The sequence below is a fragment of the Ferrovum sp. JA12 genome (genome assembly GCF_001431705.1).
Classification (GTDB): Bacteria; Pseudomonadota; Gammaproteobacteria; order Burkholderiales; family Ferrovaceae; genus PN-J185.
In genome coordinates, this window is sequence record NZ_LJWX01000001.1 from 963730 (window position 1) to 973749 (window position 10020).

The window sequence follows — 10020 nt, forward strand, 5'->3', positions numbered from 1 at the left end:
TAAATATTAAAATTAGATTAATACATAACTTAATAATGAGTAGTATAAATACAAATCGATCAAAAATATTTTTCTTTTTAGTAGCACTTGTACTTGTTCTGTGTACTGCTATGACTGGAATGCTATTTTTACCCGGTTCTTGGTACATCAGTTTATATAAGCCTTGGTGGACGCCACCCAGTATTGTATTTCCAGTGGTTTGGACAATTCTTTATATCATAGATATTGGAGTCGGAAGTTGGGTGCTGGTTAGAGGGGATGCGGTACTCAAAGGATTATGGTTAATGCAACTATTGTTTAACGGAGGTTGGTCTTATTTAGTTTTCGGCCGACATCAATTACTTTTTGGATTGGTAGATATTATTTTACTATGGATTAGTTTAATACTATTTTTGATGAACGTCTTTCACAAAAAGAAAGTGATATTTATATTATTTTTACCCTATGTGCTTTGGGTAACGGTCGCTCTACTATTAAATTTCAATCTGTGGCAATTAAATTAAGATTATTATATAAATGTTTTATTTGAAGAAAATTTTAAGTGCTTGGTTAATTCCCCCTGTATCCCTCATTGTCATCGCTCTTATTGCTACTTGTTTGATAAACCGCTGGCCAAGAATGGCTAAAAAAATACTTATCTTCTCTCTGGGACTACTGCTAATTTTGTCCTTTTATCCTGTTACCGATCTATTGATGCTAAAACTTCAGCCTGATCATGTGTTGACCAAAGGAGAAATGTCTCAGGCACAAGCGATCGTCATATTAGGTGGTGGAACCTATGTGGACGCTCCTGAATATGGTTCCGACACAGTGAACCGTTTTACTCTAGAACGAGTTCGTTATGCAGTGGCACTACAGCGTCTAACACACTTGCCAATCTTAGTTACTGGCGGAAGTGTTTATGGTGGCAATTCCGATGCGAAGACGATGCAGGCGTCTATTACCCATGACTTTAGGGGGCAGGTTGAATGGGTTGAGGATCAGTCAAGAGACACAGCGGAAAATGCCTTATATTCTGCAGGATTGCTTCAAGTTGCAGGTATTCATCGTATAATATTAGTCAGTCAAGCATGGCATCTTTTACGTGCAAAAAAATTATTTGAACATGAAGAATTAACGGTTTTTGTTGGGCCTACTGGATTCGTCACTCACCCACATAGTTTATTATACTTATCATTACCCCACCCCACGGCGCTGATGATGAGTTGCATTGCTCTTCACGAGTGGTTAGGTATTTTGGTTGATAGAATATTTAAGGATTAAAGTACATGGAAAATAATGGATCTTGGGAGCGTGATATCATTGAAAAAATAGCGCTATCAGCCTTGGAAGAACAAAAAAAGGCAAGAAAATGGCGTATATTTTTTAGAGCAAGTACTCTTTTACTCATACTAATTGTGGTGTGGTGGTTATTTGGTAAAGACTCTGGTCACTCCATGACTGCTTCTGGAAAGCATATTGCTGAAGTGCAGTTGAAAGGTGAAATTTCTACTGATAACACCAGCGCCGAAAAAATTATTCAAGGCTTAGATGATGCGTACGAGGACCCTAACACTGTTGCAATAATATTAAGAATCAATAGTCCAGGAGGTAGTCCAGTCCAAGCCGGCCAAATTTATGATGAGATAAAACGTTTAAAAAGACTTCACGCTTCAATTCCCGTGTACGCAGTGGTGGAGGACTTATGTGCTTCAGGAGCTTATTATGTTGCCTCGGCTACTGATAAGATCTTTGTCGATAAGGCAAGTATTGTGGGTTCCATTGGTGTCATCATGAACGGCTTTGGCTTTACCGATACAATGAAGAAATTAGGTATTGAAAGACGTTTGATTATTGCAGGCGAAAATAAAGCGTTTTTAGATCCTTTCTCACCGGAAAATCCAAAGCAGATGGCTTATGCCAAAGACATGTTGGAGCAAATTCATCAACAGTTTATACAGGCCGTTCGACAAGGACGTGGAGCACGTCTTAAGGAAACTCCTGATATGTTCTCAGGTTTGGTATGGACTGGTGAGCGCAGTATCCAATTAGGTTTAACGGATGCTTTGGGTAGCGTTAAATCTGTAGCCAGAGATGTTATTAAAGTAAAAAATATTATTGACTATACCCCTACTGAGGACATTACAGATCGTATTGCCAAACGTTTGGGCTCAACAGAGTCACATATTAATTGGCAAAGCGTGATGAATATATTGCCTATTTAGAATTATTTTTAAGAGCTTTTTTTGTCAGCCTGTCCATGAAAGAGTCCAAGTTAATGAGAGTTCTTTCATGGACGGCTTCCCCGATTTTATCAAAGTCATCAAATGCTTCAATATGAAAGGTGATGATACGACCTTCCACTGATCTGACCTGTGCCGTTGCTCTGACATTAAAGCCCAGAGGAGTGGCAGCCAGATGTTTTAGTGTTATTGCGGTCCCTACAGCAGTTTCATGCTCCTCAAAATAGGGTTTGATCGCATTTAAAGCGGCATTTTCCATCACTGCCACAAGCATAGGGGTTGAGAATACAGGAGGCAGCGAAGAGTCCTTAAGCTGGCATGCTAGATAGCTTTCCTTAACAGTCATGATGGCAAAACCTTCCGTATTAGGGGGAATGATTCTCATGGTGATGATCAGCGACTATTTTCATTAGGATGAAATTTAACCGCTGAGATACGAGCAAAGATAAGTACAGCTAATAGTGTTGTTAAGGTAAGAATGATTTTCCACTCAATATTGTTATTGTATAAATCAATGAGTATTTCTCTTAATATAAAAGCAATACCCACTTCTGAAAGAACTCTTAGGCGAATCCTGTGATATTCAAAATAATCGCTGAAAGTCCGAAATAATTCAATTAGTACAAATACAGACAACACATCAATCACTAAGTCTCTCGCCCAGCTGTCCACTAAACCATGCGAGAGATTATGTGAAGGGATACCAGAACGAACAGAGTTAAAGGCTGATCCTAAATCTATAAAAACACCAAAAACTGTGGCAATTAATATTAAAAGCATAACCAGAATCATTATCGATACAATAATATCAAGTGCTCTACTATAGAGACTAATAATTTGATTTTTAAACATAGTAGTCCTTGCTGTAATTGATTGTTGCCATGTAGTTAATGTAACATGTTAAGATAAATTTTTGATAGTCATCACCAATTTAGTCATGCTAAAGTTATATAGCTATTGGAGAAGTTCTGCTGCCTACCGAGTGAGAATCGTCCTTAATCTTAAAGCCTTACCCCATGAGATTGTTCCTGTTCCGTTGACCAGTAAAGATAACTCCCCTCTATTGCTAGAGTTAAAGCAATTAAATGCTGCGTCTTGTGTCCCAGTATTAATTGACGGAGAGAGGGTTTTAACCCAATCTTTGGCCATTATTGAGTATTTAGAGGACACCTATCCAGAGCCGTCATTACTCCCCAAAGATCATGGGGATAAAGCGTATGTTCGAGCCCTTTGTCAGGATATTACCAGCGATATACATCCTTTAAATAATTTAAAAGTACTGCGTTATTTATTAAAGGAGATGGAAGTCTCGAAAGTTAAAAAAGACCAATGGATAAAGCACTGGTTAAATAATGGTTTTTATCATCTAGAACATAAGCTCACTCAGACAGATATCAGCTCTAACTTGTTTTTAACAGGGAATCAACCGAGTTTGTTTGAGGCTTGTTTAATACCTCAAGTAAGAAATGCTTTAGCAGTAAATTTAGATCTCACCCTCTATCCCATAATACATAAAATTTATGAAAACGCGATGCAATTAATGGCATTTAAAGAGGCGTCGTGGGAACAACAAATGGACTATATCAAATAAGGAAGTTATGTCTCCTCTAAAAATTATCTTGTTTGTTTTTGCTTTTATTTTATTGATAGTAATCATTCAATTAAATATTATAACGGTCGCCTTTGATAAGTTGGGACTGTCCAGTCACTCTGCTTATTTACTGATTATGGCGACTTTGTTTGGTAGTGTTATTAACCTACCTTTATTATCACTTAAGGCAGACGATGCTTTATCCCAGAAAAATACTCTTTTTAATTTGCCACAAAGGTTGTTTGGTAAACCGATTTTCAAGGGGGTAACAGAAATAAAAATAAATGTAGGTGGTGCATTACTACCGCTGGTTTTTTCGGGATATTTAGTTGTACACCACCATATATTGTGGTTTCAGTTACTAATTGCTATCACGTTAGTTAGCCTTGTATCTTATTGGATCAGTCGGCCTGTTCCTGGAATGGGGATTGGTATGCCAATATTGATAGCGCCCATTTGTGCAGCTATTATTTCTTCCATATTAAACCCTGATGACAGAGCTTCCTTAGCTTATGTGAGTGGAACCTTAGGGGTGTTGATTGGTGCTGACATCCTTCGACTCAAAGATATTAGGCATTTAGGTGCACCAGTAGCCTCGATTGGTGGTGCAGGAAGTTTTGATGGTATTTTTATTACTGGGTTTGTGGCAGTACTATTGGCATAGCGAGTATTTATTTGTTTAACGAAAATCATTTTTTAGAAGAAACTGCATTTTTAAAACCTGAGGAGCGTTTGAATTTAATTCAACAAGCCTTTGAGGTATTTAAAGAATTAGAGCATACTCTCTGTAACGATCTTTATTCTCTTCCTCGTATTGCTCATAAATATATTGGTACTTTTAGATTATTAGGCTTTCATCAGTTAGTAATCAGTTCGAAAGAATTAAATAAATCCTATAGTGTTGAGTTTAATTTGTTTACAACTTTTATTGAATTCAACAATAATTTTTATTCGGCATGTCATTCTTTAGAAAATTACTTACAAAACCAATAATCTGATGATTTTTGTATATTGCATACAGCTGGTTGCTCAAATTTTTCCTCTGGTTTTTTTTCATTTTTTCCGAGATTTGTTCTTTTCGCATGTTTGGAGACAGTATCAACAGAGCAGTTCATTGGCTGCTTTTAGATGTGATAACCAAGGTTTAATTCTTAATATCAATACAGTAGGCGAGGAATTACTCGGATATAAGCAGGCGGAAATTAAAGGCTTGGGGCTTGATGACGTTACATACACAGAGGATCTTGAAAATGAAAAAATACTTATTAATGAATTAATTCAAGGAGTATTCCCATTACTCACCAGACAGAAGCGCTATATCAGAAAAGATGGAAAAGTGATTTTGGCGTTAGCTACACTGACTATAAAAAGAACCTTTTTAGGTTATCAATATTTCGGCTTTATAAAGTTAATTGACAACAGTCCCGTCCATCAACAAATATCTCATCAAGCTTTGGCTACTATTAATCACGAAATTAGACATTCGCTACAAAATATTGTTGTATTAGGGCATCAATTATTAGAAAGTCCTGCGTTAGACGGTGTTAAAAAAGCTGCTAACTCTATCTTGCAATCTGGCCACCAAATTAAACATATCCTTGATTATTTCTACACTTCAGACTTTGTCTATCCGCCGTTAAACAATATTTTATTTAATACATTTCAACCCTTTACTCTGATTGACAATTTATTTACCTATTATCAAGTAAGGGCCACGCTTAAAGACTTACAATGGCATACAACGTTTTCTGGTAAACAAAATCTTTATGTTGTGGGTAACGATGTTTTTTTACAGCAGATTATTCATAATCTTCTTAGTAATGCCGTTGAGTACACACACCAGGGATTTATTCATATTGATTATCAGCTTGTTTTACATCGTCATGAGGGGAAGGCAGTATTAAATTTAATAATTCAAGACACGGGACCAGGTTTTTCCTTTCATGAAAATATTGTGGCAAATACCGACCATAGAGACATTAATACTCGGCGCGGGTTAGGTTTACCTATTATTAATCAATTAATTACCTTGCTAAACGGCCGCTGTTTGGTTGATTCCAATACGCAAGGGAGTCGCGTTAGCATTAGTATTCCATTTACAGTGGCATCAAGCCAACATGTACCTCGATTGACGAATAAAAAGCCCAAAAAACCGATTAAAATTCTAATTCTTGATGATGACAGTTTACATGTTTGGTGGCTAAAAAAAATGATAGAGGTGTTACCCTGTGAACCCGTTGTGGTAGACACGACTGAAAAGGCAAGAGAGACGCTATTACATACTCAATTTGATTTATTAATATTTGATTTAAATCTTGAATTAACCAATAGTTCTTCATTGATTCGAGAGATTTACCATTCAAAGGCTCAATTTTTGTATCAGCAAATTTTTGTCATAACAGGATTTGATGAATTATCGCGGGAAGTGGCTACGGTGATACCTTATGTTGATAAGGTCTTTACTAAACCCATTAATCAGCATGATTTTTTACAAGAACTTCACTTACTGTATGACCATTAAATTTAAATGACATAATGAGGCTTCCTAAGCCCATGGAACCGCAGGCAAAAAACCAAGCGATGAGATGATGCTGTCCACCTAATAAATCCAAAACCATTCCCACTATAATGGGACCTATAAAGCCTGCACCAAAGCCTGCTAGGGAATAGATGGCCATGGTGGCTCCCCGTACTGTCTTGGGTGTGACTGAAATTAATCCTGCTGTGAGCGCCCCAGAATCTGCCATGACGAAAAAGAAATACAAGGGTAGTAATATAAGAAGTATTTCTATGTGATATACGAATAGACCACATCCCCATGCGAGGATACCTGACAACATCATCACTCGTTTAATGAAATGTGAGCGACTACGCGTTGAGGCGAATTCATTTCCTAAAATACTGGCTGGGATACCTATTAAATTAATGAGAGCTGCTGTGAGTGTGGCTGAATATCGGCCATGCAGTGCCTCAGTTAGAATGACTACTATCCATGAGCGAAAAGCAAACAGTTCCCAGCAATGTACTGCATAGCCCATTATAAAGTTTCTGATCAGTTTATCTTTGAGGGCTTGTACTTGCCCTGTTAACAGCGTTCTGGTTATTTTTGTTTTATGATGAATAGGCTTGAGTAAGATATGGGTGACGATAGCCGCTAAGAGGGGAAGAATAGCGTTGATGATAAATACTGAATTTAATGAGAATAAATGACTTATCCCACCCGTCATTGCATAGGATACTGAGGCACCTATACCGAAGGTGGAGGTGTAAAAGGCAACATATCGCGTTTGTAAGTAGTCAGGCAAGCGATCTGTTAACGCCCTTAAACCGGGCATGTAGGTCCCTGCCAGCCCAGCACCGCAGAGTAATTGTGCGAGACAACCCAAATACCAGTTACGGGCTATCACTAAAAATAGAAAGCTTCCTATTCCAGCTAACAGGCATCCTGCGATATAAATTTTTTTTGCATCCAGTCTGTCAGTGGCGCCGGAGAGGTGTGAGATACTAGCGAGATATCCTAGAAAATAAGATCCTCCAAGAAGCCCTGCTTGGGTGGCGTTCATATGCCAATTTAAACTTAGTTGAGGTAGCAACGCGGGGACCGCTGAGAAGGGCGCCATAGTTAAGATTTCAGTGCCACACAAAAGAAGTAAAAGTTTAATGGGGGGCATTAATTGTCCTGATAGGCAACGATGAAAGGGTTTAACCACTAATTTCAACATAAAATGATGTCGATATCCACTGCCACCTCTCTGTCTCGGCCTAACACGGTTGCCCAAGTTGTAGCCCAAGCGCTATTGGATGGTTTTAATCGCCATTATCGTCTCTTTCGTGAAGCTTCACAAAGAGCCACGTATTTGTTTGAACAACAAAACTGGGCTGAGTTGCAACAAATTGCTGTTGAACGAATTGAGTTTTATGACCGTCGCGTTCACGAGTCTGTTAAGAATCTTGTAGAAAAGTTTAATGCCGATGCGCTGGATGATGATACTTGGCAACAAATAAAGCTAGAGTACATTGTGTTGTTAACAGACCACAAACAGCCTGAGTTAGCGGAAAGCTTTTTTAATTCAGTATTTTGTCAAATTCTTCACCGTTCTTACTACAATAATGATTTTATTTTTGTTAGAGCGGGCGTTTCAACTGAGCATATTGACTCGGATCCACCTGCCTATCGTTGTTATTACCCATTACAAGATGGATTAAGGTCAGTGATTAGGCAAATTTATCAAGATCTTCATTTCATTAAACCTTTAACCTGTCTGCAAAGGGATACAAGAAGGTTGCTCAGAATATGGCGCACTCACCTAGACTACCCCTTGGTATTAGAGGCTAACCATCAAATTCAAATCTTAAGTAGTGTATTTTACCGAAATACTTCCGCCTATCTGATTGGAAGAATGATAAATGGGGGGAACCAATATCCTTTTGTGGTTTCACTCATGCACGATAATTGTGGGGGGATTGAGGTGGATTCTTTATTACTCACCCCTGAACAACTGTCCGTGTTGGTGAACTCTAGTCGTGCATATTTCTTTGTGGATATGGAAGTGCCTTCAGCGTTTGTGGAGTTTTTGCATAGTATGTTACCGCAGAAACCCAAAGCTGAGCTGTATAGTATCTTGGGGCTTCATAAGCAAGGTAAAACGCTTTTTTATCGCGATTTTTTACATCACTTAAAATATTCTAGTGATGATTTTATCGTGGCTCCAGGGATTAGAGGTCTGGTAATGGCTGTTTTTACTCTCCCTTCCTATCCATATGTCTTTAAGGTTATCAAAGACGTTATTTCGCCGCCAAAGCAGATTCATCGCGAGCAAGTGAAAGCCAAATATCTGTTGGTTAAACAACATGATCGGGTAGGGCGTATGGCTGATACTATGGAGTACTCCAATGTCGCTTTTCCTAAACATCGATTTACGCAAGAGCTGTTAGAAGAATTACGCAAACTCGCACAATCGCAAATCGAAGAGACTGAAGATACCTTGATTATCAAGCATCTTTATATTGAGCGACGGATGGTCCCACTCAATATATATATGGATAAAGCGAATGATGAACAGATTGCCCATGCCATTGCAGAGTTTGGTGATGCCCTGAAAGATTTGGCTGCAGTCAATATTTTTGCGGGAGACTTATTATTTAAGAATTTTGGTGTCACCCGTTTTGGTAGAGTGGTTTTTTATGATTATGATGAGATTGATTACATTACCAATTGTCATTTTAGGAAAATTCCACCCCCTCGTTTTGAGGAAGATGAATTATCTGCTGAACCTTGGTATTCAGTGGATCCCAATGATATTTTTCCCGAAGAGTTCGAGTATTTCTTGTTAACGGACCCTAAGGTCAGGCAGTATTTTTTGGAAAAGCATAGTAATTTATTGGATGCTACTTGGTGGCAATCGATTCAAGAAGAAATAAAGAATGGAAGAGTGGTTGATGTATTCCCTTATTCCCAGGAGCAAAGATTTTCTGTGATTTTTAAAAAAGGCTTTCCTATTCAGAGAAGAATGGCTAGGGATAAGGCTTTTCTGGGTTTGGCGAGTCATGAAAGAGCGCTGAGCACAGGAAGAAAACGCCCCCTTGGACGATTTTCATTTGACAGCGATTAATAAACTGGGTATAGTTACTGACTCTACTCAACGGACGCGGGGTGGAGCAGTCTGGCAGCTCGTCGGGCTCATAACCCGAAGGTCGTAGGTTCAAATCCTACCCCCGCAACCAGATTGAGAATGTTCTTTAAAATTTAGATAAACCGATAGGTGTGGGTACTAGTGAGGACATTAGTATTAGCACTTATAAATTTCCGTTAGGTTATTTTGAGTGGATTTTGAATAGAGATTGAACTGAAGAGTTTGATCCTGGCTCAGATTGAACGCTGGCGGCATGCTTTACACATGCAAGTCGAACGGCAGCACGGGGGCAACCCTGGTGGCGAGTGGCGAACGGGTGAGTAATACATCGGAACGTATCCTTGAGTGGGGGATAACGCAGCGAAAGTTGTGCTAATACCGCATGAGCTCTGAGGAGGAAAGTGGGGGACCGTAAGGCCTCACGCTGAAGGGGCGGCCGATGTCCGATTAGCTAGTTGGTGAGGTAAAGGCTCACCAAGGCTGCGATCGGTAGCTGGTCTGAGAGGATGATCAGCCACACTGGGACTGAGACACGGCCCAGACTCCTACGGGAGGCAGCAGTGGGGAATTTTGG

The 10020-nt window shown here is 39.0% G+C and carries 11 protein-coding genes, 1 tRNA gene and 1 rRNA gene; 10 read left to right on the plus strand and 3 right to left on the minus strand.

What is annotated here, in order from left to right; genetic code table 11:
* Positions 1 to 35: 35 nt before the first annotated feature.
* From FERRO_RS04955 to FERRO_RS04965, 3 genes are read left to right on the plus strand one after another with little or no spacing between them, the layout of a single operon-like run.
* Positions 36 to 503, plus strand: a complete 468-nt coding sequence (locus FERRO_RS04955; protein WP_082601186.1) for a TspO/MBR family protein — start codon at positions 36 to 38, stop codon at positions 501 to 503.
* 13 nt (positions 504 to 516) lie between these two features.
* Positions 517 to 1263, plus strand: a complete 747-nt coding sequence (locus tag FERRO_RS04960; RefSeq protein ID WP_056929725.1) for a YdcF family protein — start codon at positions 517 to 519, stop codon at positions 1261 to 1263.
* A gap of 5 nt (positions 1264 to 1268) precedes the next feature.
* Positions 1269 to 2204, plus strand: a complete 936-nt coding sequence (locus FERRO_RS04965; protein WP_056929726.1) for a S49 family peptidase — start codon at positions 1269 to 1271, stop codon at positions 2202 to 2204.
* Here the strand turns inward: FERRO_RS04965 and FERRO_RS04970 are convergent.
* The gene (locus FERRO_RS04970) at positions 2197 to 2607 is read right to left on the minus strand and encodes a thioesterase family protein (RefSeq protein ID WP_056929727.1); all 411 of its coding nucleotides are present in this window, start codon (positions 2605 to 2607) and stop codon (positions 2197 to 2199) included. The two genes, FERRO_RS04965 and FERRO_RS04970, sit on opposite strands and share 8 nt — an antisense overlap.
* Positions 2608 to 2615: 8 nt before the next feature.
* The gene (locus FERRO_RS04975) at positions 2616 to 3074 is read right to left on the minus strand and encodes a phosphate-starvation-inducible PsiE family protein (protein WP_056929728.1); all 459 of its coding nucleotides are present in this window, start codon (positions 3072 to 3074) and stop codon (positions 2616 to 2618) included.
* A gap of 85 nt (positions 3075 to 3159) precedes the next feature.
* Here FERRO_RS04975 and maiA point away from each other — a divergent pair, with 85 nt between their 5' ends.
* Genes maiA through FERRO_RS04995 form a run of 4 tightly spaced genes read left to right on the plus strand, consistent with a single transcriptional unit; the run spans position 3160 to position 6334 of the window.
* A complete protein-coding gene (gene maiA, locus FERRO_RS04980; RefSeq protein ID WP_056929729.1) occupies positions 3160 to 3813 on the plus strand; it encodes a maleylacetoacetate isomerase in 654 nt (217 codons plus the stop codon).
* 7 nt (positions 3814 to 3820) lie between these two features.
* Entirely contained in the window at positions 3821 to 4477 is a 657-nt protein-coding gene (locus FERRO_RS04985; protein ID WP_056929730.1) for a DUF1614 domain-containing protein, read from the plus strand.
* A gap of 11 nt (positions 4478 to 4488) precedes the next feature.
* On the plus strand, positions 4489 to 4806 hold the full coding sequence (locus FERRO_RS04990; RefSeq protein ID WP_056929731.1) for a hypothetical protein: 318 nt from the start codon (positions 4489 to 4491) through the stop codon (positions 4804 to 4806).
* A 4-nt stretch (positions 4807 to 4810) separates the two neighbouring features.
* Complete coding sequence (locus FERRO_RS04995) at positions 4811 to 6334, plus strand: hybrid sensor histidine kinase/response regulator (RefSeq protein WP_056929732.1); 1524 nt, start codon at positions 4811 to 4813, stop codon at positions 6332 to 6334.
* On the opposite strand, the gene FERRO_RS05000 is transcribed toward FERRO_RS04995, so the two are convergent.
* Positions 6285 to 7535: an MFS transporter gene (locus FERRO_RS05000; RefSeq protein WP_056929733.1), complete on the minus strand. Its 1251-nt coding sequence runs from the start codon at positions 7533 to 7535 to the stop codon at positions 6285 to 6287. The genes FERRO_RS04995 and FERRO_RS05000 overlap by 50 nt on opposite strands.
* A 3-nt stretch (positions 7536 to 7538) precedes the next feature.
* Here FERRO_RS05000 and aceK point away from each other — a divergent pair, with 3 nt between their 5' ends.
* The 3 genes from aceK to FERRO_RS05015 form a co-directional block, all read left to right on the plus strand.
* Positions 7539 to 9425 carry a bifunctional isocitrate dehydrogenase kinase/phosphatase gene (gene aceK, locus FERRO_RS05005; RefSeq protein ID WP_204374745.1) on the plus strand — a complete coding sequence of 629 codons (1887 nt, stop codon included), beginning with the start codon at positions 7539 to 7541 and terminating at the stop codon, positions 9423 to 9425.
* A 35-nt stretch (positions 9426 to 9460) separates the two neighbouring features.
* Positions 9461 to 9537: transfer RNA gene (locus FERRO_RS05010), tRNA-Met, on the plus strand.
* A 119-nt stretch (positions 9538 to 9656) separates the two neighbouring features.
* A 16S ribosomal RNA gene (locus tag FERRO_RS05015) occupies positions 9657 to 10020 on the plus strand; the annotation flags it as partial.

Bases quoted from the DNA above. Each gene is read 5' to 3' on its own strand.
- FERRO_RS04955 (WP_082601186.1), top strand. From the start codon at position 36: ATGAGTAGTATAAATACAAATCGATCAAAAATATTTTTCTTTTTAGTA.
- FERRO_RS04960 (WP_056929725.1), top strand. From the start codon at position 517: ATGTTTTATTTGAAGAAAATTTTAAGTGCTTGGTTAATTCCCCCTGTA.
- FERRO_RS04965 (WP_056929726.1), top strand. From the start codon at position 1,269: ATGGAAAATAATGGATCTTGGGAGCGTGATATCATTGAAAAAATAGCG.
- FERRO_RS04970 (WP_056929727.1), bottom strand. From the start codon at position 2,607: ATGAGAATCATTCCCCCTAATACGGAAGGTTTTGCCATCATGACTGTT.
- FERRO_RS04975 (WP_056929728.1), bottom strand. From the start codon at position 3,074: ATGTTTAAAAATCAAATTATTAGTCTCTATAGTAGAGCACTTGATATT.
- maiA (WP_056929729.1), top strand. From the start codon at position 3,160: ATGCTAAAGTTATATAGCTATTGGAGAAGTTCTGCTGCCTACCGAGTG.
- FERRO_RS04985 (WP_056929730.1), top strand. From the start codon at position 3,821: ATGTCTCCTCTAAAAATTATCTTGTTTGTTTTTGCTTTTATTTTATTG.
- FERRO_RS04995 (WP_056929732.1), top strand. From the start codon at position 4,811: ATGATTTTTGTATATTGCATACAGCTGGTTGCTCAAATTTTTCCTCTG.
- FERRO_RS05000 (WP_056929733.1), bottom strand. From the start codon at position 7,535: ATGTTGAAATTAGTGGTTAAACCCTTTCATCGTTGCCTATCAGGACAA.
- aceK (WP_204374745.1), top strand. From the start codon at position 7,539: ATGATGTCGATATCCACTGCCACCTCTCTGTCTCGGCCTAACACGGTT.